This window comes from Amycolatopsis sp. NPDC059027 (assembly GCF_042739735.1).
Classification (GTDB): domain Bacteria; phylum Actinomycetota; class Actinomycetes; order Mycobacteriales; family Pseudonocardiaceae; genus Amycolatopsis.
Window position 1 is genome coordinate 45,939 of the sequence record NZ_JBHYIK010000001.1, and the last position, 24,695, is coordinate 70,633.

The 24,695-nt window shown below is 69.3% G+C and carries 23 protein-coding genes; 10 read left to right on the forward strand and 13 right to left on the reverse strand.

Going from position 1 to position 24,695, the window contains the following annotated elements; translation table 11 throughout:
• Positions 1-330: 330 nt before the first annotated feature.
• Both ACFWY9_RS00215 and ACFWY9_RS00220 read left to right on the forward strand, forming a co-directional pair.
• Entirely contained in the window at positions 331-1,860 is a 1,530-nt protein-coding gene (locus ACFWY9_RS00215) for a DUF222 domain-containing protein (protein WP_378337775.1), read from the forward strand.
• Complete coding sequence (locus ACFWY9_RS00220; protein WP_378327700.1) at positions 1,748-2,851, forward strand: S8 family peptidase; 1,104 nt, start codon at positions 1,748-1,750, stop codon at positions 2,849-2,851. The genes ACFWY9_RS00215 and ACFWY9_RS00220 overlap by 113 nt, the downstream gene beginning before the upstream one ends.
• A 52-nt stretch (positions 2,852-2,903) precedes the next feature.
• Here the strand turns inward: ACFWY9_RS00220 and ACFWY9_RS00225 are convergent, their stop codons facing one another.
• From ACFWY9_RS00225 to ACFWY9_RS00260, 8 genes are all read right to left on the reverse strand, one after another.
• A complete protein-coding gene (locus ACFWY9_RS00225; RefSeq protein ID WP_378337776.1) occupies positions 2,904-3,740 on the reverse strand; it encodes a helix-turn-helix domain-containing protein in 837 nt (278 codons plus the stop codon).
• Between the two features lie 148 nt (positions 3,741-3,888).
• The gene (locus tag ACFWY9_RS00230; RefSeq protein ID WP_378337777.1) at positions 3,889-4,938 is read right to left on the reverse strand and encodes a fatty acid desaturase family protein; all 1,050 of its coding nucleotides are present in this window, start codon (positions 4,936-4,938) and stop codon (positions 3,889-3,891) included.
• Between the two features lie 83 nt (positions 4,939-5,021).
• Positions 5,022-7,709: an exo-beta-D-glucosaminidase gene (locus ACFWY9_RS00235; protein ID WP_378337778.1), complete on the reverse strand. Its 2,688-nt coding sequence runs from the start codon at positions 7,707-7,709 to the stop codon at positions 5,022-5,024.
• Between the two features lie 58 nt (positions 7,710-7,767).
• Positions 7,768-8,766 carry an acyl-CoA dehydrogenase family protein gene (locus ACFWY9_RS00240; RefSeq protein ID WP_378337779.1) on the reverse strand — a complete coding sequence of 333 codons (999 nt, stop codon included), beginning with the start codon at positions 8,764-8,766 and terminating at the stop codon, positions 7,768-7,770.
• On the reverse strand, positions 8,763-9,704 hold the full coding sequence (locus tag ACFWY9_RS00245) for an acyl-CoA dehydrogenase family protein (RefSeq protein WP_378327636.1): 942 nt from the start codon (positions 9,702-9,704) through the stop codon (positions 8,763-8,765). The genes ACFWY9_RS00240 and ACFWY9_RS00245 overlap by 4 nt, the downstream gene beginning before the upstream one ends.
• Complete coding sequence (locus ACFWY9_RS00250; protein ID WP_378337780.1) at positions 9,701-10,834, reverse strand: acyl-CoA dehydrogenase family protein; 1,134 nt, start codon at positions 10,832-10,834, stop codon at positions 9,701-9,703. The genes ACFWY9_RS00245 and ACFWY9_RS00250 overlap by 4 nt, the downstream gene beginning before the upstream one ends.
• Positions 10,834-11,679: an enoyl-CoA hydratase gene (locus ACFWY9_RS00255; protein ID WP_378327634.1), complete on the reverse strand. Its 846-nt coding sequence runs from the start codon at positions 11,677-11,679 to the stop codon at positions 10,834-10,836. Before ACFWY9_RS00255 ends, ACFWY9_RS00250 begins: the two co-directional genes overlap by 1 nt.
• Complete coding sequence (locus ACFWY9_RS00260) at positions 11,672-13,180, reverse strand: FadD3 family acyl-CoA ligase (protein ID WP_378337781.1); 1,509 nt, start codon at positions 13,178-13,180, stop codon at positions 11,672-11,674. Before ACFWY9_RS00260 ends, ACFWY9_RS00255 begins: the two co-directional genes overlap by 8 nt.
• An 89-nt stretch (positions 13,181-13,269) precedes the next feature.
• Between ACFWY9_RS00260 and ACFWY9_RS00265 the strand changes: the two genes are divergently transcribed.
• From ACFWY9_RS00265 to ACFWY9_RS00280, 4 genes are read left to right on the forward strand one after another with little or no spacing between them, the layout of a single operon-like run.
• On the forward strand, positions 13,270-14,412 hold the full coding sequence (locus ACFWY9_RS00265) for an acyl-CoA dehydrogenase family protein (protein ID WP_378337782.1): 1,143 nt from the start codon (positions 13,270-13,272) through the stop codon (positions 14,410-14,412).
• Entirely contained in the window at positions 14,409-15,185 is a 777-nt protein-coding gene (locus ACFWY9_RS00270) for an SDR family oxidoreductase (RefSeq protein ID WP_378337783.1), read from the forward strand. Before ACFWY9_RS00265 ends, ACFWY9_RS00270 begins: the two co-directional genes overlap by 4 nt.
• A gap of 9 nt (positions 15,186-15,194) precedes the next feature.
• The gene (locus tag ACFWY9_RS00275; protein ID WP_378327630.1) at positions 15,195-15,821 is read left to right on the forward strand and encodes a TetR/AcrR family transcriptional regulator; all 627 of its coding nucleotides are present in this window, start codon (positions 15,195-15,197) and stop codon (positions 15,819-15,821) included.
• Complete coding sequence (locus ACFWY9_RS00280; protein WP_378337784.1) at positions 15,814-16,968, forward strand: acetyl-CoA C-acetyltransferase; 1,155 nt, start codon at positions 15,814-15,816, stop codon at positions 16,966-16,968. Before ACFWY9_RS00275 ends, ACFWY9_RS00280 begins: the two co-directional genes overlap by 8 nt.
• A 165-nt stretch (positions 16,969-17,133) precedes the next feature.
• On the opposite strand, the gene ACFWY9_RS00285 is transcribed toward ACFWY9_RS00280, so the two are convergent.
• The 5 genes from ACFWY9_RS00285 to ACFWY9_RS00305 are packed head-to-tail and all read right to left on the reverse strand — an operon-like array spanning position 17,134 to position 20,548.
• A complete protein-coding gene (locus ACFWY9_RS00285) occupies positions 17,134-18,393 on the reverse strand; it encodes an NAD(P)/FAD-dependent oxidoreductase (protein WP_378327628.1) in 1,260 nt (419 codons plus the stop codon).
• Positions 18,386-18,619, reverse strand: a complete 234-nt coding sequence (locus ACFWY9_RS00290; RefSeq protein ID WP_378327627.1) for a ferredoxin — start codon at positions 18,617-18,619, stop codon at positions 18,386-18,388. Before ACFWY9_RS00290 ends, ACFWY9_RS00285 begins: the two co-directional genes overlap by 8 nt.
• 1 nt (position 18,620) lies before the next feature.
• Complete coding sequence (locus ACFWY9_RS00295) at positions 18,621-19,238, reverse strand: ferric reductase-like transmembrane domain-containing protein (RefSeq protein ID WP_378337785.1); 618 nt, start codon at positions 19,236-19,238, stop codon at positions 18,621-18,623.
• Complete coding sequence (locus ACFWY9_RS00300; protein ID WP_378327625.1) at positions 19,231-19,998, reverse strand: DUF4142 domain-containing protein; 768 nt, start codon at positions 19,996-19,998, stop codon at positions 19,231-19,233. Before ACFWY9_RS00300 ends, ACFWY9_RS00295 begins: the two co-directional genes overlap by 8 nt.
• Positions 19,982-20,548, reverse strand: a complete 567-nt coding sequence (locus tag ACFWY9_RS00305; protein ID WP_378337786.1) for a hypothetical protein — start codon at positions 20,546-20,548, stop codon at positions 19,982-19,984. The genes ACFWY9_RS00300 and ACFWY9_RS00305 overlap by 17 nt, the downstream gene beginning before the upstream one ends.
• A 241-nt stretch (positions 20,549-20,789) precedes the next feature.
• Here ACFWY9_RS00305 and ACFWY9_RS00310 point away from each other — a divergent pair, with 241 nt between their 5' ends.
• The 4 genes from ACFWY9_RS00310 (at position 20,790) to ACFWY9_RS00325 (ending at position 24,582) form a co-directional block, all read left to right on the forward strand.
• Positions 20,790-21,341, forward strand: coding sequence for a sigma-70 family RNA polymerase sigma factor (locus ACFWY9_RS00310; protein ID WP_378337787.1), 552 nt, complete (start codon positions 20,790-20,792; stop codon positions 21,339-21,341).
• A gap of 7 nt (positions 21,342-21,348) precedes the next feature.
• Positions 21,349-22,155, forward strand: a complete 807-nt coding sequence (locus ACFWY9_RS00315) for a zf-HC2 domain-containing protein (protein ID WP_378327622.1) — start codon at positions 21,349-21,351, stop codon at positions 22,153-22,155.
• A gap of 238 nt (positions 22,156-22,393) precedes the next feature.
• The gene (locus ACFWY9_RS00320) at positions 22,394-23,632 is read left to right on the forward strand and encodes a DUF1996 domain-containing protein (RefSeq protein ID WP_378327621.1); all 1,239 of its coding nucleotides are present in this window, start codon (positions 22,394-22,396) and stop codon (positions 23,630-23,632) included.
• A 38-nt stretch (positions 23,633-23,670) separates the two neighbouring features.
• Positions 23,671-24,582 (forward strand): hypothetical protein, encoded by a 912-nt coding sequence (locus ACFWY9_RS00325; protein WP_378337788.1) that lies wholly within the window; start codon positions 23,671-23,673, stop codon positions 24,580-24,582.
• Positions 24,583-24,695 lie beyond the last annotated feature (113 nt).

The following is a 24,695-nucleotide window of genomic DNA, read 5'->3' on the forward strand; positions in this document are numbered from 1 at the left end:
CGGTAGGGAGGTCTAGGGCAGGGCTTCGCCGCAGCGCGGGTGTTGACGTTCCCGTTCGTCATCGCGTCGTGGGGCTGTCGACGTCGGCACACCATGGCGCCGATTTCACCAGTCACCCGGGGGTCGGTTTCATCACTCCGGTCCATCCGTTTCCGCTCTGTTAAGCAGAAAAACACGGAATCAGGCGCGGTTTTCCTTGAAGGAAGATCGTCATTTATTGTGCTGGGCAACGGTTTTCCTTCAGACTAGTCCTGTGTGGACAGTTGATTTCGGTCGATTCATCATTTCGTGTGATGTATGTCATGCGTGTTCGGACTTACCGTGGAGCGCGTGACCAGTTCAACCGTTCCCCCGTCCTCGCTCGACACCGCTGGTGCCGATGCGGCTTTGTCCGAAGCGTGTGCTCTGGAGAAGGAGATCTCCCGGGTGCGGGCGCGTCAGATGCGTGCCCTTGACCGCTATTCCCGCTGTGTCGGTTCGCGAAGATCCGCCACAGCGGAGCTGGCTCTCGTCGCGTCGATGACCTCCTACCAGGCTGAGAAGAAGCTCGCCCTGGCCGAGGCCTTGGTGCGAAGGTTGCCGTGCACCCTGGCGGCGATGGAGCGCGGTGAGATCGACGAGCTCAAGGCCGCCAAGATCGCCGAACCGACGTCCGTGCTGTCCGACGAGCTGGCACGGCGGGTGGACGAGATCATCGTGCAGCGGCTCGCGGGGAAGAACTCCAGCACGCTACGGCGGGCGGTGAACTGGGTCGTCATGAGTGTGGACCCGGAGGGGTACGCGGGGCGTTCGAAGGCGCGGCGGCGGACTCGGCAGATACGGCTGCATCACGACGACGAGACCATGAGCACCCTCACTGCGAAGCTGCCGGTCGAGCAGGCCGGCGCCATCTACGCCTCGGTCGACCGTGCCGCGAGGAAGGCGCGGCGCCTGCCTGGGGAGACACGCACCACCGAACAGCTGCGGGCCGATGTGTTCGCCGATCGACTGCTTGCCGCCCGCCACGGTGACGCAGGCGTTCGTGCGGACATCCACGTCTACGTCGACCTGCTCACCCTCGCCGGGTTGAACAAGAAGCCCGCCGAGCTGGCGGGGTATGGGCCGATCCCCGCATGGCTGGCGCGTCAGATCGCCACCGATCCCAACTCCACCTGGACCCGGCTGATCACCGATCCCGACACCGGCCAGTTGCTGTCGGTCGGGCGCCGGAAGTACCGGCCCCCGGCGAATCTCGATGGCTTCATCCGGGTTCGCGATCGGGAATGCGGAACCCCGGGGTGTCACCGTCCGGCTCAGTTCGCCGACATCGACCACGTCGACGATTGGCACGCCAAGAATGGCGAGACCAGTGTCGACAACCTGGGTGGACGGTGCGGCTTCCATCACAAGGTCAAGGACGAACCCGGATGGCAGCATATCCCGCACAAGGACGGGAGTTACACCATCATCACCCCCACGGGACGTCGCTTCACCCACGGCCCAGAACCACTTCACGAACCCCGCAGGCCCAAAGGCCCGGAGGTGCACAGCGCTGACCGATCACGTCGAAACCGGAAAAACGGAAAACGGAAAAATTCAGAAAATGGACGCCCTGTCGCGACTCGCTCGGCAACCCTAACGTCTCGGGAAAAGCTGGAAAACAGCCCAGTACGCCCGACGACAGGGAGCGAGCAAAGTGAAGGTACAACTGCGCAGAGGGGCCGGAGCGAGTCTCGCGGCCGCCGTCATCGCCACGCTCGCCGGCGTCATCCCGGCGCAGGCGGCGGAAGGTGCCATCGTCGGCGCCGGGGAAGCGGGGGCCATTCAGGACAGTTACATCGTGGTTCTCAAGAACGGGGCGACAGCGAACAAGGCCGGTGAACTGGCCGGCCGGTTCGGCGGGCAGATCGGAAAGGTGTTCTCCCAGGCAATCGATGGTTTTTCGGTGAAGGTCGACGCCCGGCACGCCCGGCAGATCGCGGCCGACCCCGCGGTGAAATTTGTCGAGCAGAACAAGACCGTGCGTGCCGAGGAGGCCCAGCAGAACCCGCCGTCCTGGGGGCTTGACCGAATCGACCAGCGCAAACTACCGCTGGACAACAAGTACACCTATTCCACCACAGCCTCGAACGTAAACGTATACGTCCTCGACACCGGGATCCGTGCCACGCATCAGACGTTCGGCGGGCGTGTCCATACAGGCTACGACTTCGTCGACAACGACACGAACGCCGACGACGGCTATGGCCATGGTACGCACGTGGCCGGCACGATCGCCGGATCGCAGTACGGCGTGGCGAAGGGAGCGCAACTCTACCCGGTACGCGTGCTTGACTCGAACGGAAGCGGCACACTCGACAACGTGATCGCAGGCGTCAATTGGATCACCACGAACGCCAAGAAGCCCGCGGTCGCCAACGCGAGTCTCGGGGGCGGCGTGTCGACGGCATTGGATACCGCCGTGCGCAACTCGGTCAAATCCGGTGTCACTTGGACGATCGCGGCCGGGAATTCGAACACCAACGCTGCTAACAGCTCGCCCGCACGAGTGAAGGAAGCCATTACGGTCGCGGCGGCGGACAAGACCGACACCCGGGCTTCGTTCTCCAACTACGGTTCGGTGGTCGACCTGTTCGCTCCTGGCGTCGGCATCACCTCCGCCTGGAACACGAACGACACCGCTACCTACACTGGCAACGGGACGTCGTTCGCCGCGCCCCACGCTGCCGGCGCGGCGGTTCTCTATCTCTCGTCCCACGTGAACGCTACCGCCGCTCAAGTCGAGCAGGCGTTGGTCGCCGCGGCGACGCCGAACCTCGTGAAGAACCCCGGGGCGGGAACCCCGAACCGCACGCTGTACATCGGACCCTGACCACCTGCCTGTGAGCGGGGTGTGCTCCGGCCGGACCAGGGCGCACCCCGTTTCACCATTCCCAGCGGACACCGATACGGCCGGTGACGTCGAATGCCACATGATGCGCGGACCCGGTCGCGTTCGGGACCAGCTCGGCGAACTGTGTGACGTTCTCCCCGGACGGCGACTGCGACCGCACACAGCGCAGTGGCGTCCGCGTGGGGGCGAAGCTCAAATCGAGGAGGTAGTTCTTCGTGGTGACGGGAAACCGCCGGGCGAACCCGTCACCGGAGAGCCGCGAACGCCGTGGCGGGTAGACGATCCGGTAGTCCATGATGATCGTCTCACCGTGACGCAGCGGCGAGTCGAACAGCAGCTCCGCGCTGAGCACGCCTTCGCGCCGGTCGACACCGATCCGCCCGGTCGCGCAGTGACGGCTGGCGACAACCTCGGGCACGTGTCCCGGATCGATGTCCCAGTGCAGGGGCCAGCGATCCGGCCCGTTCCGTTCCGCCCGCAGCACCTGCCGGACGAAGACCGCCTCGAGTCCGCCCAGCGCGCCGACCTCGGCGCGATCCTGCACGCTCAGCGGGATGAGCCCGTCGGCAGGGAACGCCGGGGCGGGCCGTGCGTAGCGGCCGCGGGGACGCGGTGGCCCCAGCAGTGAGCGCAGCGACCTCGGCGGGACCGCCAGTACCTGCTCCAGTTCGACCAGGGCGCGCAGGGACTCCGGCCGTTCCGGCCGGCGCCTGCCCGACTGCCAATGGCTCAGTGTCGGCACACTGATCGAGATGCCCCGCATCCGGAGCCGGTACTGGATCCGGTCCAGCGACAGCCCGCTGGCGGTGATGGCGGCGCGCAGGGCCAGCGGGAACTCACCGGACGTCTCTTCGGCGACACTTGTCATCGGTACTCCTCGTCGCGAGTTCATCGATCGGGGTAGTTCGAGTACTCAGCGACGGAAACAACACGGACGCGTTACCGGGAAGCGCCTCTTTCGTGTGAGTGACTGACGAGGTGACATGCACCGAACGTAAGCAACGGTGTGTGGAGTGTCAACGTTGCCCGGATCGTGAATCCCCTCGGATGGGGGAGCCCGCCTCGTGCAGGTGCCGCAGTGCCTGCCGGTAGGAGTCGATCAGCCCGGTCTGGGTGTAGGGGATGCCCACCTCGGCGCAGTACGCCTCGACGATCGGCTGTGCCCGTCGCAGGTGCGGGGACGGCATGCTCGGGAACAGGTGGTGTTCGACCTGGTAGTTGAGTCCGCCCAGCGCGACGTCGACGAACCGGCCGCCGCGCACGTTGCGCGACGTCAGCACCTGTTTGCGCAGGAAGTCGAGTTCGGGTTTCCCGGTCAGTGTGGGCATGCCCTTGTGGTTCGGCGCGAAGATGGATCCCATGTAGACGCCCCATAGTCCTTGGTGGAGGGCGAAGAACGCCAGTGCCTGCACCGGCGTCAGGACTACCAGCAATGCGCTGAGGTAGACCGCGAAGTGTGTGAACAGCAGCGCGGCTTCCAGTCCTCGCCGCTTCAGTCCCGGTTGCCGGACAGCGCGGATCCCGGACCAGTGCAGGTTCAGACCCTCCAGCGTGAGCAACGGGAAGAAAAGGAAAGCCTGGTAACGGCCGATGAACCGGGGCAGTCCTCGGCTCGCCCGCGCCTGGTCCTTCGACCATACGAGGATGTCCGGGTCGACGTCGGGATCCAGGTCCTCGTGGTTCGGGTTCGCGTGGTGGCGGGTGTGCTTGTCCATCCACCAGCCGTAGCTCATCCCGATGCCGAGATTGCCCGCGATCCGCCCGGCGATCTCGCTCGGCCGCCGGGTGCGGAACACCTGGCGGTGCGCAAGGTCGTGGGAAAGCAGTGCGATCTGGCCGAACATCACCGCCTGGAACACGGCGATCGCGAGCTGCCACCACGATTCGCCGATCAGCGCGAACGCGACCCAGCCCGCAATGAACAGTGTGGTCACCAGCGCGATGCGGGCGGTGTAGTAGCCGGGACGGCGAACGAGCAGCCCAGCTTCGCTGATGCGACGGGAGAGCCGGGCGAAATCGCTGCCCGAGCTCGGGGGCGCGGGATGCACGAGATTGTCTGTGGTCACGCCCCGAGTCTTTCGACCGGCGTGATCACGGAGAATCCTGTGCGCACCAGGTTTCGTACGGGGGCAGGCCCCACCTGGGCAGCTCAGCGGATGGCCGCCGCCAGTTCCCGTGTTTCCACGTTGACGCCGTTCAACTGCACCACGGGTTCGGCGCCGTGAAGCAGCGCGCGGCGGTACTTCGCGGTCAGCGCCACCGATTCGCCTGGCCAGAGGGTGACGTAGTCGTCGCTCCAGATCGCCGGTGCGACTTCGCCGCCGTCGGCGGTCACTGTGGCGCGGAGGAAGAACGCGACCTTGTCGCCGGTGTTGGTCAGGGTGACGGTCGTGGTGACGTCGTCGCCGCGGGCCTCGCTGCCGGCGTTCACGGACACGGTGCCGGGGGCGAGCCGGCGCAGACCGCTGAGGTCGGCATACGCGGTCTGGGGGCTCAGTCGCCACTCGTCGGCCTGGTAGTTCACTTCGTCCGGCTTGGTCGAAAGCCAGTAGACGTTGCGATCGACGACGTTTCCCTGTGCGTCACGCAGCAGGAGCCGGACGAAATAGGTGGTGGAAACACCGTCCGGGACGGGCACGGTGTCCAGAGTGGACGCCGCGTTTCCCTTGGCGGTCACCGAGTTCGTGGTGTGATCGTAGCGCTGGGTGCCGTCGAGATCGAAAACCGTGGTCTGGACGGACAACGGTCCGGCGTCCCGCAGTCCGGTGTTCACCAGCGCCACGGCGGAGTTGTCGTAGCGGTACTGCACATGCAGCGGCCGTAGCGCGGTCCGGGCGCCGAAGTACCCGCCGGAAGGTGCCATCGAGTAGTCGTACAGATGCCAGAAAAGCGACGGCCAGGCGTTGTTCAGCAGCCAGTAGATCGTCCCCGTCGCCGGTCTGTCCGTTGTGGACTGTTCGGCGCCGTATGCCTCGAACTGGGCCCGGTTGACCTCGTAGTTGGCCAGCTGTGACTTCTCGGCGAAATCCGCCAGATCGGCGGGCTTCCCGTAGCGGCGTTCCAGCGCGGTGGAGTATTCGGCCAGCCGGTCGAAGTTCGACGACCAGGAAAGGTGGAACTGCGGTTTGTCACCGTGTTGCCAGAGATCCGCCAGTTCCCGCGGCGAAAGGATCTTCTCCAGGCTGCGCAGGTCCGGGATGGCAGGGCCTGGCCCGTGCTCCGCCTCGAAACCGAACGCGCCGCCCTTCTGCTTCCCGTACCAGTAGGACGGCGGCACCCACCAATAGGGGCCGAGGCCCTTGTTCCCGGACGGGCCCAGCCGCGGGCTGGTGCGCCAGCCGATGGACGAGATGATCGGCGCCTGCCAGTCCGACGCGGCGAGCCCGTCGAGATACTCCTTCTCGACCTCCGGAGCGGGGGCCGTGTCACTGCCCACGTAGAACCCCAGGATGCTCGGGTGGTTGCGCAGCCGGTGCCCTTCGGTGACCGCGGAGGCCTTGGCGACCGCGTGGTCGGCCGGGGACCACTTGGCGTAGGCCTGCCATTTCGTGCAGCACTCCCAGCCGGGGAGCAGCATGATGCCCAGCCGGTCGGCGAGCTGGTAGAACTCGTCGTTCTCGCCCTTGCCCTCCAGCCGGATCGTGTTCAGGCCGAGATCGCGGATGTAGGAGAACTCGTCCTCGAGCCGCCTGGCGTCGTAGCGCAGGAACAGGTCGGGCGCCCAGCCCGCCCCGCGTACGAGGAACGGCTTGCCGTTGACGGTGTAGTACCGGTCCCCGGCGTCGTTCAGCCGGGACTGGACGTCGCGGACACCGAAGTCCGTGCCGGCCCGGTCGGACGGGGTGCCGTCCGCGGACACCGCCATCGTCAGGCGGTACATCGGCTGGTCGCCCATCTGGGCGGGCCACCAGACCCGGGGGTGATCGAGGTGGACCGGCTCGAAGGTCACCGTCACGCTCTCGTGCGGTGCGAGAGTGACGGTCTTCCCGAAGGAGAACGAGTCGATCCTCCCGTCGGCCTTCGCCACAACGGTTTGATCGGTGTTGTTCGTCAGATCCGCCTTGACCGTCAGCTCGGCCGAGCCCAGGTCCGGCAGTGCCAGCCGGGTGACCACCCGTGGATCGCGCAGGGACACCGCCCCGGTCTCGACGAACCGGACGTCACGCCAGACACCCATGCTGTTGTCCGGCGGCGGCTGGCTCCAGTCGAGGAAACCGATCGACAGGTCCGGACAGGGGTCCGTCTCGGGGTCGAGGCACAGCGAGGACGGGAACACCTTGATGGCCAGCGCGTTGACGCCGGGCCGCACCAGCCCGGAAACGTCGAAGTGGTGTGCCGGATACGCTCCCGCGACCACGTCCGGCCCGGCGATCATGGTGCCGTTGAACCACACCTCGGCCTTGGGGATCACGCCGCCCGGCAGGTCCACGAAGGTGTGCGTCTCCGGTTTCGGGCCGGCGGTGATCGTCGTCCGATACCACCACGGCACGGTGAAGTCCTGGGGATTCACCTTGTCCCGCAGGCTCGCCGAATAGTTCAGATCCGGGTACTTGCCCGCCGCGACGAGCCCGCCGAGGACGGTCGAGCGCGCGGGCACCGAGGTCCACGCCCCGTCGTCGTAAGACGGCGAAGAAAGCGCCGCACCGTCCTGACCGGCCTGCCCGCTCGACTGTAACCGCCAGCCGGTGACGGTCCGTGTCTGGCCTGCCCCGGCGGCGGCCGGGAATTCCGGCACCCCGTCCCGCGGCGGAGCCGAACTCACCACGAAGTACGAGAGGAGCAGGACAGCGACCAGCCACGGGATCCGATACGCCGTTCGGGCTCTCCACTTCGACACGCTCGTCGCCCCCACCCCACCCGCTGAAACGCAGTGTGAAGACTCTAGCGCAGGAACCTCAGCTGACCGGGCGAACGTGCGGCAGGTGCCGGTGCGGTGCGCCGAAGAGCTGCGCCGTGGCGTGGGCGCGTTTGAAGTACCGGTGGGCTGGATGTTCCCAGGTCGCGGCGATCCCGCCGTGCAGCTGGATCATTTCGGCGGCGACCGTGCTCAGCGCCTCCGAGCAGTGCACCTTCGCGACCGCGGCGAGCCGGGACGACTCCGGCGCCGCGTAGGCCGCCGAACGCGCAGTCTCCACCAGGACGTGCAGATCGGCCATCCGGTGCTTGAGTGCCTGGAAGCCCCCGATCGGGCGACCGAACTGGCGGCGCTGCCCGGCGTACTCCACGGTCAGCTCCAGCGCTCGCGCCGCGGCACCGGCCTGTTCTGCGGCGAGCACCGCGCAGGCGACATCGCGGATCTGTGCCGGATCGACGGGCCCGAGCGGACGTGCCATGGCGTGGTCGAAGGTGATGGTGGCGAGCGCGCGGGTCTCGTCCATCGCGGGCACGGCCACGCGGTGCACCCGATCCTGCCGAGTGTCCACTTCGTACAGAACGGGGCCGGTCCCGGTGTCGGCGATGGCCAGGAGGACCGGCGCGTTCGCGCCGTCGAGAACGTAGTGCGCAGTTCCGTCCACTGTGGATTCATCGCCACGGCACGCGAACTGGGTGGTCGACCAGTCACCGTGTTCGTCGGTCCACGCCAGGGCGCCGACGGTGCCTTCGGCGAGCTGGGGGAGGAGCCGTGTGCAAGCGGCTTCGTCGCCGCACGCCAGCAGGGCGTGCACGGCGAGTACCGCGGAGCCGAGGAAGGGCACGTCCGCGAGGACACGTCCCAGCTCCTCGGCGACGACCTGGACGTCGGTGGTTTCCGCGCCGAGCCCGCCGAACCGTTCGGGGACCGCGAGGGCGGCGACGCCGATGTGCTCGCACAGCGCGGGCCACGGGTTCGCCTCGCGGGCCAGCAGCTTCCGGACTCCCGCGCGGAGTTCGTCCTGTTCCGGGGTGAAGGTCATCGGGCCACCGTCTCCAGTACACGCCGCCGGTGGATTTCCGCCGTCCCCCAGGCGGAAGCCAGCGCGCGGACGCGGGTGAGCCGCAGGCCGAGCGGGTGTTCGGCGGTGTAGCCGATCGCGCCGTGCACCTGCAGGCCCGTGCGGGCGGCCAGCAACGCGGCATCACCGCACGCGACCTTCGCCGCCGAGACGTCTTCCGGTGCCATCGTGACCGCCGCGCCGTACAGCAGGGGCCTGGCGAGTTCGAGCGCGGTGACCACGTCGGCCAGCAAATGCTTGACCGCCTGGTACTGGCCGATTTCCCGGCCGTACTGACGGCGTTGCCCGGCGTAGGTCACCGACGCGTCCAGGAGCCAGCGGCCCGCGCCGAGCAACTGGGCCGCCGTCGCCAGCACGCCGAGTTCGAAGGCACGCCCGGCGTCCTGGGCTGGACCGAGATCGGCGTCGGGGGTACCGGGGGACAAGCGCCGGGAACCGTCCAGAGAGGACAGCGTGTCGCCGGGGGTGAACGAGCGGAGCCGGGACCCGTCGACGGCGATCCGGACGTCCGCGACGTCGGCGTCCAGCGCGTAGGGGACGTGCGGGGCGAAGATGACCGACGCGAGTGTCTCGCCGGTGGCGAGCTTGGCGAGCCGGTCGTCACCGAGCAGGGCCGGCGCGACAGCCACCGTGTCGGTCCACGGCCCGGGAACGCAGTACTCGCCGAGTGCTTCGCAGGCGACGACGAGATCGGCCACTTCCGCCGCCAGCCCGCCGAAAGGCTCCGGGACGGCCAGTGCGGTGACGCCGAGATCGGCGAGGCGGCGCCAGATCTTCAAGCCGGGAGCCGGATCCCCCGCGGCCCACGCCCGGTTCGCGGCGTCGGTGTCCAGTGTGGACAGAAGGTCGCCGAGACTGGTGGCGAAGCTGGCTTGCTCGGCCGACAGCGCGAACTTCATCGTTTCTCCTTAGGCAGGCCCAGCAGACGTTCGGCGACGATCGTGCGCTGGATCTGGTCGGTGCCGCCGTAGATCGGACCGGCCAGGGAGAACAGCCAGCCGTCCGTCCACGGCCCGCGCAGTTCCGCGGCCGGGCCGAGCACGTCCAGCGCGGTCTCCTGCAGCGCGACGTCGAGATGGGACCAGAACAGCTTGTTGACGCTCGACTCCGGGCCGAGCTCGGCGCCTTCGGCGAGCCGGGTGAGCGTGCCGAAGGTATAGAGCTGGTAGGCCCGCGCGCCGATCCAGGCGTCCGCGACCCGCTCGGCCGTCGCGTCGGGACGGTCCGCGCGGGACCACAAGTCGACAAGCCGATCCGCGGCGGCGAGGAACCGGCCGGGGCTGCGCAGCGAAAGGCCGCGTTCGTTGTTCGCGGTCGTCATCGCGACCCGCCAGCCCTCGCCGGGGGCGCCGATCACGTCCTCGTCGGGGACGAACACGTCGTCGAAGAAGATCTCCGCGAAACCCGGCTCCCCGTCCAGCTGCGGGATGGGGCGGACAGTCACGCCCTCGGCACGCAGATCGGCCATCAGGTAGGTGAGGCCGCGGTGGCGCACGGCGTCCGGATCGCTGCGGAACAGCCCGAACGCGCGATCGGCGAACGCGGCGCGGGAACTCCATGTCTTCTGGCCGTTCAGCACCCAGCCACCGTCCACACGGGACGCGGTGCTGCGCAGCGCGGCGATGTCGCTGCCCGCCTCCGGCTCCGACCACGCCTGTGCCCAGACCTCCTCCGCGCGCGCCATCTTCGGCAGGATCCGGCGCAGCTGCTCCTCGGTACCGTGGGAGAACAGCGTGGGCGCGAGCATGAAGATGCCGTTCTGGTTGACCCGGCCCGGCGCGCCCGCCGCGTAGTACTCCTCCTCGAACAGCACCCACTCCAGCAGGCTCGCGTCGCGACCGCCGAGATCACGCGGCCACGAGACGACCGACCAGCGCGCGTCCGCGAGCTGTGCCTCCCACTCCCGGTGCCGGGCGAACCCTTCCACGGTGTCGAACGACGGCAACGGCTCGGCCGGCACGTGCTCGGCCAGCCACGCGCGGGCCTCGTCACGGAAGGCGCGGGCCGGCGCGTCGAGTTCGAGATCCATCAGGCCCCCCGTCCGGCGTCACGCATGGAACGGGCGTCCTGCCCGCCGAGCGAGTCACCGCCCGACAGCTCGGCGTTGTGGGCGTGCGCGAAGTGGTGCAACCCGAACACCGAGTCCATTCCGGACCGCAGGCCCATCAGGTCTTCGGCCTGGTTGACCGCCTTCTTCGCCAGCGCGAGCCCGAACCGCGGCATCTCGGCGATCTTCTCCGCCAGGGCAAGGGTTTCGGCCTCCAGCTCGGCCCGGGGCACGACCCGGTTGAGCATGCCCCATTCCTTCGCCTGCGCGGCGGTGAACCGCTCGCCGGTGAACAGCACTTCCTTGGCCGCCCGCGGCCCGAGTACCCAGGGATGGGCGAAGTACTCGACGCCGGGAATGCCCATGCGTACCACGGGATCGGCGAAGAACGCGTCGTCGGAGGCGACGATGAGGTCGCACACCCACGCCAGCATGAGCGCCCCGGCGATGCACGCGCCCTGCACGCTCGCGATCGTCGGCTTGGGGATTTCCCGCCAGCGGCGGCACATTCCCAGGTACACTTCGGACTCCCGGGCGAACCGCTGGTCGCCGCCCTCGGCGCCGACGTGGTCCCACCACAGCACGGCCTTGCGTTCGAAGGAGACGTCCGCGTCGCGGCCGGGTGAGCCGATGTCGTGGCCCGCCGAGAAATGCTTTCCCGCGCCCGCCAGCACGATCACCTTGACCTCGGTGTCGTCCACGGCACGGGTGAACGCGGCGTCGAGCGCGTAGGTCATCGCGGAGTTCTGCGCGTTGCGGTACTCCGGCCGGTTCATGGTCACCAGCGCGACCGGGCCGCGCCGTTCGTAGCGCACCACCTCATCCATCGGACTCCTCCCGCAGAACTCGCTTCAGTACCTTCCCCGACGGATTCCGCGGCAGCTCGGCGCGGAAGTGCACGAAACGGGGAACCTTGTAGTTGGCCAGGTTTTCCTTGCAGTACGCGATGACGTCCTCTGTGGACAGTGTGTGGCCGCGGCGGAGGACGACGTGTGCCTTGCCGACCTCGCCGAGCCGGTGGTCCGGGACGCCGATGACGGCCGATTCGGCGACGCCGTCCAGCCGGGCCAGCGTCTGTTCCACCTCGGCGGGGTAGACGTTGAAGCCGCCGCAGGTGTACATGTCCTTGAGCCGGTCGGTGATCCGCAAATTGCCCCGCGCGTCCTGCTCGCCGACATCGCCGGTGTGCAGCCATCCGTCCGCGTCGATCGCATCCGCCGTCGCCTCCGGATCGTCGAGGTAACCCAGCATCACGTTCGGGCCGCGCAAAAGGATTTCGTCGCGTTCCCCGAGCTTCACCTCGAAATCCGCGGTGGCCCGGCCCGCTGTCCTGGCGACCACCTCGGCCGGGTCTTCGGGACGGCACATCGTGGCCACCACGGCCTCGGTGAGCCCATACGCGGTGAGCACGGTGTCGAAACCCAGTTCGGCGCGCATCCGCTCGACGAGGGTCACGGGCACGACCGCGGCGCCCGTGACCGCGAGCCGGAGACTGGACAGATCGTGGTTCGCGCGGTCCGGCGCGTCCAGCAGGACCTGGTAGATCGTCGGCGCGCCCGGGAGGACGGTGATCCGCTCGGTCTCGATCAGCCGCAGCGTTTCGGCGACGTCGAAAGTGCGTTGCGGCACGAGCGCCGCCCCGGTCAGCAGCGAGACGACGATTCCGGCCTTGTATCCGAAACTGTGGAAGAACGGGTTGATCACCAGAAAACGGTCGTCCGCGGTCGCGCGCCCGCATTCCGCCCACGCCCGCGCGACGCCGAGGACCTGCCGATGACTGCTCATCGCGCCCTTGCTGCGGCCGGTCGTGCCCGAGGTGAACAGGATGTCGCTGACGTCGTCCGGCATTGCCGGGCTGGCGAACTCCTCGTCGTACGCGGCGAGCGCGTCCCATTCGGTGACGCCGTTCAGTCCCTCCTCGACGCCTTCGACCGGGACGCGCAGCACGGTCGGCGGCAGCGCCCCGCCGAGGGCGGCGAGCCTGTCGACGCCGAGGAACCGGCCGGTCACGACCAGCGCGGACACCTTGGCGCGGGTGAGGATGTCGGTGGTCTCCGGCGCGGTGAACCGGGTGCTGATCGGCACGAGGGTCGCTCCGGCGTACAAGGCGCCGAGCCCCGCGACGACCCAGTGCCACGTGTTGGGGGAGCAGACCGCGACTCGGTCACCCGGCCGGATTCCCCGGTCGTGGAAGAACCCCGCGCAGCGCCGCACGTGCCGCCGGAGGTCGCGGAAGGTCAGCCGGACGTCGCCGTCGACGACCGCTTCGTGATCGGCGAAGTGCTCCGCGGCGGCGTCGAGTGCCGCCGGGATGGTCGGCTCCCGCATCGAGACCTCCCTAACAAGTGCTTGGTAGGGTAGCCTACGCAGGAGTCCCCGATTTGGCCAGCGGCCGAAGTGCTCAGTGAGGAGGAGCCTTGGCGGACACCGAATTCCGGGCGCGGATCCGGAGCTGGCTCGCCGAGCGGCTGCGCGGCGAGTTCGCCGCCCTGCGCGGCCTCGGCGGTCCCGGCCGGGAGCACGAGGCGTTCGACGAGCGCGTCGCCTGGGAGAAGGAGCTGGCCGCCGGTGGCTGGAACTGTCTCGGCTGGCCCGCCGAGTACGGCGGGCAGGACGCGTCGTTCGAGCAGCAGGTGATCTTCCACGAGGAATACGCCCGCGCGGACGCCCCGGCGCGGGTCAGTCACGTCGGCCAGGAACTGCTCGGGCCGACACTGCTGGCGTCCGGGACACCGGAGCAGAAGCGCCGGTTCCTGCCCAGGATCGTGGCCGTCGAGGAGCTGTGGTGCCAGGGCTATTCCGAACCGGGCGCCGGATCCGATCTCGCGGCCGTTTCGACGTCGGCGCGGCTCGAGGGTGACGAATGGGTCATCAGCGGGCAGAAGGTGTGGACGTCGCTCGCGCACGTCGCCGATTGGTGTTTCGTATTGGCGCGCACCGAATCCGGCTCGAAGCGTCATCACGGTCTGTCCTATCTGCTCGTCCCGATGCGACAGTCCGGAGTGGACGTCCGGCCGATCCGGCAGATGACCGGGACCTCGGAGTTCAACGAGGTGTTCTTCGACGGTGCGCGGACCGCGAAGGATCTCGTGGTCGGCGAACCGGGCGACGGCTGGCGGATCGCGATGGGCACGCTGGCCTTCGAACGCGGCGTCGCGACACTGGGCCAGCAGGTCGGGTTCCGGCGCGAGCTGGAGGCGCTGACCGAACTCGCCGAGCGGACCGGGGCGGACGCGGATCCGTTCGTGGCCGAGCGGATCGACCGGGCCTGGGCAGGGCTGGAGGTGATGCGGGCACACGCCGTCCGCACCCTCGGCGACGCCGCGCCGGGCGCCGCGTCGGTGGCGAAACTCGTCTGGTCGAACTGGCACCGGTCGCTCGGCGAGCTCGCGATGCTCGTCCGCGGGGCCGCGGGCATGGTCGCGCCGGACGGCTTCGACACCTGGCAGCGGCTGTATCTGTTCACTCGCGCCGACACGATTTACGGCGGCTCCAACGAAATCCAGCGCAACATCATCGCCGAGCGCGTGCTCGGCCTGCCTAGGGAGGCGCGAGCGTGATTCCTGTGCCGAAGTATCCGGAGGGCGCGAACCTGTTGCGGGACAAGGTGGTCGTGGTGACCGCCGCCGCGGGCACCGGCATCGGCTCCGCGGTCGCACGGCGCGCGCTGGAGGAAGGCGCCCGGATCGTGGTCAGCGACCAGCACGAACGGCGCCTCGGCGAAAAGGCCGGGGAACTCGCCGAGTTCGGTGAGGTGCACGCGATCCCGTGTGACGTCACGCGCGAGGAACAGGTCCAGGCGCTCGTCGACGGGGCGGTCGAAAAGTTCGGCAGGCTCGACGTGCTGATCAACAACGCCGGTCTCGGCGGGACCAGGTCGCTGCTGGAGATGACCGACGAGGAATGGTCGCGCGTGCTCGACGTCACGCTCAACGGCACGTTCCGCGCCACTCGCGCGGCGCTGCGGCGGTTCGCCGAGCAGGGCGGGGGAGGCGCGATCGTCAACAACGCCTCGGTGCTCGGCTGGCGGGCGCAGGAGGGGCAGGCGCACTACGCGGCCGCGAAGGCCGGGGTCATGGCGCTGACCCGGTGTGCCGCGGTGGACGCCGCGCCCTACGGCGTCCGGGTGAACGCCGTCGCCCCGAGCATCGCGATGCACGCCTTCCTGGCCAAGGTGACCAGCGACGAACTGCTCGCCGAGCTGACCGCGCGCGAGGTTTCCGGGAGGGCGGCGGAGCCGTGGGAGGTCGCGAATGTCATGGTTTTCCTCGCCAGTGAGTACTCCTCGTACCTCACCGGCGAAGTCGTGTCCGTGAGCAGCCAGCATGCGTGAGGTCCAGACGTGAGTCCAGCCGCCAAGAACGCCCCCGGATCCCGCCGCGCCGAGCTGCTCGCGCTCGCGGCGCGGCTGTTCGCCGACCGCGGTTACGTCTCCACCACCGTGCGGGACATCGCGGACGCGGCGGGCATCCTCTCCGGCAGCCTGTACCACCACTTCGACTCGAAGGAGTCGATGGCCGACGAGATCCTGACCGGGTTCCTGGACGAGCTGTTCGGGTCCTACGCCGAGATCGTGGCGGAGGGCCGCGGTGCCCGCGAGACACTGGAAGCCGTCGTCGTCTCGTCCTTCGACGCGATCCACCGGCGGCCCGCCGAAGTGGCGATCTACCAGAACGAGGCCAAGCACCTCATGGGGCTGCCGCGGTTCTCGTATCTCGCCGACCGCAACGCCGAGTTCCGCAAGCTGTGGAACGGGATCCTCACCGACGGCGTCGCCGAGGGCGTGTTCCGCGAGGATCTGGACGTCGAACTCGTCTACCGCTTCATCCGCGACACCGTGTGGGTCGCGGTCCGCTGGTACAACCCGGACGGCGCGCTGAGCGCCCGCGACGTGGCCGAGCGGTACCTCGGCATCCTGCTCGACGGGATCGCCGCACCGGTGACGAAGAAGAGGAGGAGCCGTGGCTGAAGCCTATGTCCTGGACGCCGTGCGCACCCCGGTCGGGCGGCGCGGGGGAGCGCTGAGCGGGGTGCACTCCGCCGATCTCGGCGCGCACGCCATCCGCGCGGTCGTCGAACGGTCCGGAGTGGACCCGTCCGATGTGGACGATGTGATCCTTGGCTGTACCGACACGCTGGGCCCGCAGTCCGGCAACGTCGCGCGGACGTGCTGGCTCGCCGCCGGGTTCCCGCAGCAGGTGCCCGGGGTGACGGTCGACCGGCAGTGCGGGTCGAGCCAGCAGGCCGTGCACTTCGCCGCGCAGGCGGTGCTGTCGGGCACGATGGACCTCGTGCTCGCGGGCGGCGTGCAGAACATGAGCGCCGTGCCGATCAGCGCGGCGATGCTCGCCGGGCGCGAGTACGGGTTCGAGGATCCGTTTTCCGGCTCGAAGGGCTGGCAGGAACGCTACGGCGGCGTCGAGGTTTCGCAGTTCCGCAGCGCGGACATGATCGCCGGGCATTGGGACCTGTCCCGCGAGGCGATGGAGGAGTTCGCGCTGCGCAGTCACGAGCGCGCGGTCGCCGCTGTCGACAGTGGACGGTTCGACGCGGAGATCGCGCCGTTCGGCGACTTCCGGCGCGACGAGGGGCCGCGCCGGGACACCAGCCTGGCGAAGATGACCGCGCTGAAACCGTTGAGCGAGGGCTCGCGGATCACCGCCGCCATGGCGAGCCAGATCTCCGACGGTGCGAGCGCGACGCTGATCGCGTCCGAGTCCTACGTCCGCGAGCACGGGCTGACGCCGATGGCGCGGATCCACACGATCGCCGTGCGCGCGGCGGATCCGGTGTGGATGCTCACCGGGCCGATCCCGGCGACGTCGTATGCGCTGAAGCGGGCGGGGCTGAGCATCGAGGACATCGATCTCTTCGAGGTCAACGAGGCGTTCGCGAGCGTGGTGCTGGCGTGGCTCGACGAGACCGGCGCCGACCCGGCGAAGGTCAACGTCAACGGCGGCGCCATCGCGCTCGGGCACCCCATCGGCGCGTCCGGGACGAAGCTGTTCGCCACCCTCCTGCACGAACTCGCCCGCACCGGCGGCCGCTACGGCCTGCAGACGATGTGCGAAGGCGGCGGCACCGCCAACGTCACCATCGTGGAACGCCTCGGCTGACCCGAGACCCGTGCGTGAACGCGGAACTCGCGTGATTGTAAGCGGAACTCGCGTGATTGAACGGAGATCTCGCGTGATTGAACCGGCCACCACGCCCTTCCCGCCGCGAGGGGGACGTGGTGGCCGGCGAGGGGACGCGGCCGCCGCGCGCGACCGCGTCCCGGATCACCCCACCGCGGAGGCCAGCCAGGGATCCTGGAGCACAGCGGGATCGGGCTGGATGGGTACCGCCGTGGTGGGGGCGTCCGCGGGGACGAATTCCGGAGCGGGCAGCCTGCGTTCGAGTTCGGCCGTCCAGTCCAGCATCGCTCGTGGCTTGTCCCACGAGCAGACCCCGACCAGCCTGCCGCCGCGGACGAATCCGGTCACGCCGTCGGCGAGGCCGACGGTGTCTTCGCCGAGTGAGGGGATCCCGGCGGTCTGCAACCGGACGTCGTACAGGGTCGACCACGCGCGGGGAAGCGGGGTGAACGGCTTCGCCGCCGAACGGCCGGCCATGAGGTTCTCCACCCCCGCGCGGGCCGATTCGACCGCGTTGATCCAGTGTTCGACGCGGCGGGGTTTGTCGTCGAAGCGGAGATTGGGCCAGCGCGCCATGTCCCCGACGACCACGACGTCGTCGGCGCCCTCGGCGAACAGCGTCGATTCGCAGAGCACGCCGTCGGAGATGTCCAGGCCGGACCCGCGCAGCCAGTCCACCTGCGGCACGCTCCCGATGGCGAGGACGACGACACTCGCCACGAGCAGCTGGTTGTTCGTCAGGTGCAGCCCGACGGTCTCCTTGGTGCTGATCCAGTGCCGCACCTCCGACTTCATCGCCAGTTTCGCGCGGTGTTCGTTGTGCAGGGCGACGACGGAGTTCGCGACCCGCTCGCCGAAACGGTGCAGTGGCGCCCGCGCGTGGCCGACCAGGGTGACGTCGCGGCCGAGGTACCGCATGCTGGCGGCGAACTCGTTGCCGATCAGGCCACTGCCGATGATCACGGCCGGCTTGTTGCTCGCGGCGAGACAGCGCCGCACCGCGAGCGCGTCGTCCACGGTGCGCAGCACCCGCACGCGGGGGTCGTAGCGCGGGGAACCCGGTAGATGCCGGGGGTACACGCCGGTCGCGATGACGAGCCCGTCGTACCACAGCGATTCCCCGCCCGGCAGGTGCACGACCCGCTCCAGGGTGTCGAGATGGGTCGCGCGGGTGCCGAGCCGCCAGTGCACGTCGAGGTCGTGGTAGGCCGACAGCGTGACGTCAGCGGGCCGGGCGGCGCCCATGACCAGCTGCTTCGACACCATCGGCCGGTGATACGGGCGGCGTGGTTCGTCACCCACCAGCACGAGTTCGCCGTCGAAACCGATCTCCCGCAGGTGTTCCGCGGCGCGGAGGCCGCCGACACCCGCGCCGACGATGACGATCCGGTCGCCGTCAGCCATGGATGTCCCCTCTCAGAACCACGGCCTGCATCGGGCAGGCCCTGGCGGCCGCGACGGCCTGCTCGAGGTCGTCCGGCGCGAGCAGGCGTTTCCGGAACCGCAGCCTGCCGTCGTTGCCGAGGTCGAACACGTCGGGTGCCTCCATCGCGCAGATTCCGTACAGTTCGCAGCGGTCGTTGTCGACGCTGATGCGGGGGCCGTTCCCCAGGGGCAGCCGCATTCCCATGTCAGGCCACCTGTTCCTCGACGAGCCCGAGCCGTTCCAGCGTCCGCGCCGGCAGGAAGCGCAGCAGTGCCACGGTCACCGCGGGCACGAGCAGGGTGATCCCGCCCAGCCACAGGATCGACAGGTGACCGTTGGCGACCGCGCCGAACCAGGCGTGGATCGCGGTGAGCCCGACCGCGGGGTAGGCGCAGCGGTGCAGCCACAGCCAGCGCCGGTAGGACGTCCAGCGCTGCAGCCCGGCGGTGACCGCGATCGCCAGCATGACCTCGAAGCCGATGATGCCGGCGGTGTGGCGCGATTCCTGCGTCGGCAGGAACGGGATGAACAGGTAGTCGAGGCCGTACGGGTTGATCGTCAGGTAGAAGAAGCCGAGCGCGTGGATCCCGGCGAAGACCAGCGTCATGGTCGCCAGCACCATGTGCCCGTTGCGGAGCGCCTTCCGGCCGGTCACCGAACGCACCCAGCCGGTGGCGGTCAACACGCCCCAGGTCAGGGTGAGGCACATGGCCGCGTAGGCGAAGCGGGCGCACAGGGCGGCGACGCCGCGGGCGGCGGGGTCCGTCTTCGGCTGGAACTGCTGGGTCAGCGTGATCGCCACGTCGTGCCAGTGCTCAACCATGGCTTTCCCCCGTTCTGGTGCGGGACACCGCGGCGGCGGCTTGTCCGCGATGGCCCTTGATCCGGCGCAGGCCGAAGACGATTCCGCCGCCCAGCAGCAGGACGAGGACGGCCGCGGTGAGGACGTCCATGGTGGACAGGGCGAGGCCGCCCTGTCCCGCGGGCGCCGAAGTGGTGGCCACGTTCGCCGAGGGCAGCGCGGTGTAGTCGATGAGCCCGGTGCTTTCGAGCAGCGTGATGTGGCGCATCACCGCCTGGTTGGCGGTGGTCGCGTAGGCGCGGATGCGGTCGTCCCGCGTGCCCGCGCGCACCTGGGCGATGGTGGCGAGGATCTGGCCGTGCGCGGCGCGGAGCCGGTTGGCGAAGATCCGGTCGAAGTCCTCGGGGGCGCGCGCGTTCCTCATCTCGGCGAGCCAGCCCTGCTGTTCGGCGGTCGGCTCGGCGGGCAGGGCGATGCCGAGATCGCCCGCCAGGGAACGGGTCACCACGTCGAGCCGCCCGTGGTCGATCATCAGCGCGCGGCCGACCTCCTTGACCTTCGGGTTGTTCGAGCGCGTCTCGGTCCACATCCCGGACGGCATCTCCCAGAGCCCGGCCTGGCGGACCTTGACCACCAGCGTCGCGTCGGACTGGTCGAGGGCGGCGGCGACCCCGGCGGGGCCCAGCGGCACCAGCGCCGCGGCCGCCGCGAGAACCGCGCAGATCCGGCCGGGCAGCCGGAGGGAACGCGCGGCGCCGGGACGGTCAGAGGCGGAACGCATCGGCCCGCCAGGTGTCCTGGGTCGTCTCGATCTTGTGCCCGTCCGGGGTGACCGGGTACCAGGCGCGGTCGGTGCCCTGGCCCGAGGTCTCCCCGGGCATCCGGTCCTCGGCGTAGCGGTACAGCGGCCAGCCGGCGAGGGTGACCTGGTCGCTCCCGTCGGCGCGGGTGACCTTGCCGACCAGCGCCCTGTCGATCCCGGTCAGCGGGATCTCCCCGCTGGAGCGGACCGGGGTCCATTTCTGGGCACAGGCTTCCACGCAGACAGAACGGGGTGGCGCGCTGGTGTCCCGGTCGTAGCGATACACGGTGTAACCGCTGCCGTCCACGACCATGGGGCCGAGATCGAACGGGCGAGCGGCCTGGAGTGACGCCTTGGCCGGATCGGTGTCGTCGGTGGGCATCATCGGCATGGTTCCGGCGCCGGAGCCCGGCGAATACGGTGCGGACGAACCGGCGCCGGACGAGGCGCCCGCCTGACAGCCGGTGAGCGACGCGAGCGCGGTGAGGAACACCGCGGGCGGCGCGAGGCGGCGGAGTATGCGGTTCACGGCTTTCTCTCCTCGGGCAGGGGAGCGCGCCGTTGCGGCGACGCAACGGAAAAGGGCGCGAAAGATCCACAATGGACAGTCCGTCCTCGTGGATACCGTGCGTTGCGGGGGTCAACGCTCTGTCGGGGTCTTCGGTAGGGGATACGGACACGACTGCGAAACGGTTCAAAAAACTTTGCGCCGGACGGCCCAAGATTTTGGTACTAGACGAACAAGCGGGTGCGGCACAAGGATGTCCGGTGTGGGACGGCACAGTCGGACGCTGCGCCCGGTCGCTGATCATGATTCCGCCTCGAATGCTCATGACGACCTGGCGAAGGCGTTGTACCAGGAGTTCGGTGGGGCCCTGATGGCGTTCGCGCTCAGGCTCACCGGCCACGATCGGCAGTGGGCCGAGGACGTGGTGCAGGAAACCCTGATCAAGGCGTGGCGGAACGCGGACAAGCTCGACCGTCAGCCGGAGATGCTGCGGGCCTGGTTGTTCACCGTGGCCCGGCGTATCGTCATCGACGGCTGGCGCAGCCGCAGCGTCCGTCCTCAGGAGATCGAGGAGATCTCGTCGGACGCGATCTGCGTGCCCGACGAATCGGACCGCACGCTCGCCGCGATGATCGTCTACGAGGCGCTGCAAGGCCTTTCGCCCGAGCAGCGGGAGGCGATCCAGCAGACGTACCTGCGTGACCGGACCGTGAACGAGGTCGCCGCGACACTGGGCGTCCCGCCGGGTACCGTCAAGTCTCGCATCCATCATGCGGTCCGGGCGCTACGCCGGGCGTTGCGCGAGCGGGGGTGAACTGAGGTTGGCAGGGTCCGCCCACACCGACGTCGCCGCGTATGTGCTCGGCGTGCTGGGCGAGGCCGACAGCGCGCGGTTCGAGGAACACCTCATGGACTGCCCGCACTGTCAGCTCGATCTGCTCGAGCTCTACCAGCTGCCGGACATTCTCGATCTGGTGAAGAAGAGCTGGCCGGAGCCGCCGATGCCCGCGCCGGGCGTGCGGGCGCTCGCGCCCGGCCCCCGCGTGCTGCGCGCGCTGATGGAGGAGGCGGCGGTCAAGCGGAAACGGCGCCGCCGGCTCGGGTTCCTGGGCGCGGCCGCCGCCGCGGTGGCCGTCATCGCCGGCCCGCTCGTGACGATGGCCGTGCGTCCCGCCGACGCCATCGGCCCGCAGGCGGCCCCGGTGCCGACAGTGCGGCCGGAGACCTCGCCCGCCGCGGCGTCGGCTTCCCTTCCGCCGCCGTCTTCGCAGGCGCCACCGTCCTCGGCCGCGCCGACCGGGCAGGCGGGCGCGGCGACGTCGTTCGGCAGAGCCGACGCGGGTTCGTCGGTGAGCGCCCAGGTCACGGTCTCGCCCCGGGAATGGGGTGCCGCGGTGGAACTCGAACTGCGCGGCATCGTCGGGCCGATGGTGTGTGAACTCAGGGCGATCACGCGTGACGGGCCCAAACGCGTGGCCGACTGGAAGGTGCCCGCCAAGGGATACGGCATCGCGGGTTCGCCCGAACCGCTGCGCATCGGCGGCGACACCTCGCTTTCGTTGTCCGACATCACGCGTTTCGAAGTGCGTACCGAGGACAACACGCTGCTCGTCGCCATCGTGCGCTGAGCATACTATAACGAGGAGATCACGGACAGATCTCGGTTGAACCGGATCGCGCCGCCGTCCGTATTCCCTGATGCAGGACCCCGCGGCGCCGGGACAGCGGCGCCGGATCCACCCGGTGGCCGGGCCGGAGGAAGACCGTTCCCGGCTCCGTGTATCGCGCCCCCGCAATTCCTTCGCAGTTCATGGCCGGGCACCGGTTTTCGGCGTGCCCGGAAAAACGAACGAGGTGACCAAGTCTATGGCCCGGAATCATCCCCGGCCCGCTTCGACGGGCAGGCACCGGATCAGCCGCAGAACGAAACTGACGACCGGTGCGCTCGGCCTGGCGATCGCCGTCGGCGCCTTGGCGGTCTACGCCACGTCGGGCACTCCCCAGCAGGCGGGCGCGGACGAGGCCGACAAGTCCTTCTTCATCGACATCACCAAGGTCCGGCCGAACAAGGACGAACCACAGGCGCGCGACGGCGCCTCGACCGGGACGTTCACCGTCGATTGTGGACGGAACGAGGAACAGCACTTCAACCCCGACAACTTCATCGCCCAGCCGGGGATCCGCAACGGCGCGCAGCATCTGCACGACTACGTGGGCAACCTGTCCACGAACGCCGATTCGAGCAACAAGAGCCTCCTGGCCGCGGGTACGACGTGCAAGAACGGTGACCAGTCGACGTATTTCTGGCCGGTCGTGCGGATCGACACCGGTGACGAGAACAACGGTGACGGGAACAACGGCGGCCGGAACCAGGGTCGCACCGGCGACAGGAACAACGATCAGCGGGCACAGGGCCGGAACGGCGATCAGGGCCGGAACGAGGTGAAACGCCGGGACGGCGGTCAGCGCGACCGCGGCGGCAACCGGGACGACGACCAGAACGGCAGGAACAACGACAACGGCGACCAGCAGGAGCTGCCGGGTGTCAACGACAAGAACGAGCTCGCGGGCAACGACGGGCGGATCCTGCGGCCCGAGGTCGCCAAGATCACCTTCCGCGGCAGCCCGGTCGGCAAGGTGAAGGCCATGCCGAAGTTCCTGCGCATCCTCTACGGCGACGCGAAGCCGTCGGTGAACGGCAAGGCCAACACGAAGGCCAGCTGGACCTGTACCGGCCTCGAGAACCGGATCACCGAGAAGTACCCCATTTGCCCGAACAACAGCAAGGTGGAGCGGATCCACGACTTCCCGAGCTGCTGGGACGGCGAGAACACCGACAGCGACGACCACCGCTCGCACATCGTGTTCCCGAACGAGAACGGCAACTGCAAGCGCGGGTTCACCGCGGTGCCGCAGCTGCGGATCACCCTGGTCTACGACATTCCCCGTGACATCCAGCAAAAGGGACAGTACAAAGTGGACTCCTTCCCGGAGGAGGAGCACAACCCGCTGTCCGACCACGACGATTTCGCCAACGTGATGAGCCGGGATCTGATGGACCGGGTGGTCGGCTGTGTCAACGGTGGCAAGAACTGTGCCGAATAACGGCACCGGCTCTGCCCGCGGCAAGAGGAGAACGACCCATGTACCGGATCCGGCTCGTGGCCGCCGCCGTACTCGGCTCGGCGGGTCTGGCTTTCCTCGCGGCGTGCGGTGCCGGGTACACCGATCCCGGCCAGGTTCGCGGCGCGTCGGCGGCCGGGCGGACCGTGACCTCGGCGGTGCCCGCATCCTCGCGCGTCAAGCTCGCCGCCGGCGCGGTGGAGGGCCTGGGGCCGGTCCTGACCGATCAGGACGGCCGGACGCTGTACCGCTTCGCGAAGGACGGCGCGCGGCCGTCGAAGTCCACTTGCGACGGTGACTGCGCGGCACAGTGGCCTCCACTGCTCGCCGACGGGCCACCGCAGGTGACCGGCGTCCAGGAGCAGCTGGTCGGCCTGATGCCGCGGGACGACGGCGGGACCCAGGTGACCGTCGGCGGCTGGCCGGTTTACCGCTACGCCAAGGACTCCGGGCCCGGGATCGCGCTGGGCGACGGTTCCGGCGGGACCTGGACGGCCGTGACCCCCGGCGACGGGAGGGCTGTGGCGCAGCGGCCGTCCACGGCCGTCGCCACCGCCGAGGTCGACGGGCTCGGCACCGTGCTGACCGATCAGGACGGGATGACGCTCTACCTGTTCACCAAGGACGGCAAGCAGCCGCCGAAGTCTGCTTGCGACGGTGACTGCCCCCGCACCTGGCCGCCGCTGGTGGCCACCGGCGAAACCTCGGTGTCCGGAGTGGACGGAAAGCTCGTCGGGCAGGTGCTCCGGCCCGACGGGACCCGGCAGGTCACGGTCGGCGGCTGGCCGGTCTACCGCCACGCCAAGGACACCGCGCCGGGGCAGGCGACGGGCCACGGTTCGGGCGGTACCTGGTTCGCCCTCGAACCGAACGGCTGCAAGGTGCCCGGCGACCGGAAACCCGCGGCGTCCGGTACACCCCTGAGCGGGTAGCGACCCGTTCCCCCATCTCCGGTCCGGCGGATGCTTCCCTCCACCTCACCCCCCCCCAACCCCCCCCCGGGGCGGGGGGGGGGGGCCCGGGGGGGCCGGGGGCGCGCGCCCCG

What these genes read in the sequence shown, in the direction of transcription:
- ACFWY9_RS00225 (WP_378337776.1), bottom strand. Translation starts at nt 3,740, where the DNA reads ATGACAAGTGTCGCCGAAGAGACGTCCGGTGAGTTCCCGCTGGCCCTG.
- ACFWY9_RS00240 (WP_378337779.1), bottom strand. Translation starts at nt 8,766, where the DNA reads ATGACCTTCACCCCGGAACAGGACGAACTCCGCGCGGGAGTCCGGAAG.
- ACFWY9_RS00245 (WP_378327636.1), bottom strand. Translation starts at nt 9,704, where the DNA reads ATGAAGTTCGCGCTGTCGGCCGAGCAAGCCAGCTTCGCCACCAGTCTC.
- ACFWY9_RS00250 (WP_378337780.1), bottom strand. Translation starts at nt 10,834, where the DNA reads ATGGATCTCGAACTCGACGCGCCGGCCCGCGCCTTCCGTGACGAGGCC.
- ACFWY9_RS00255 (WP_378327634.1), bottom strand. Translation starts at nt 11,679, where the DNA reads ATGGATGAGGTGGTGCGCTACGAACGGCGCGGCCCGGTCGCGCTGGTG.
- ACFWY9_RS00260 (WP_378337781.1), bottom strand. Translation starts at nt 13,180, where the DNA reads ATGCGGGAGCCGACCATCCCGGCGGCACTCGACGCCGCCGCGGAGCAC.
- ACFWY9_RS00285 (WP_378327628.1), bottom strand. Translation starts at nt 18,393, where the DNA reads ATGGCTGACGGCGACCGGATCGTCATCGTCGGCGCGGGTGTCGGCGGC.
- ACFWY9_RS00290 (WP_378327627.1), bottom strand. Translation starts at nt 18,619, where the DNA reads ATGGGAATGCGGCTGCCCCTGGGGAACGGCCCCCGCATCAGCGTCGAC.
- ACFWY9_RS00295 (WP_378337785.1), bottom strand. Translation starts at nt 19,238, where the DNA reads ATGGTTGAGCACTGGCACGACGTGGCGATCACGCTGACCCAGCAGTTC.
- ACFWY9_RS00300 (WP_378327625.1), bottom strand. Translation starts at nt 19,998, where the DNA reads ATGCGTTCCGCCTCTGACCGTCCCGGCGCCGCGCGTTCCCTCCGGCTG.
- ACFWY9_RS00320 (WP_378327621.1), top strand. Translation starts at nt 22,394, where the DNA reads ATGGCCCGGAATCATCCCCGGCCCGCTTCGACGGGCAGGCACCGGATC.
- ACFWY9_RS00325 (WP_378337788.1), top strand. Translation starts at nt 23,671, where the DNA reads ATGTACCGGATCCGGCTCGTGGCCGCCGCCGTACTCGGCTCGGCGGGT.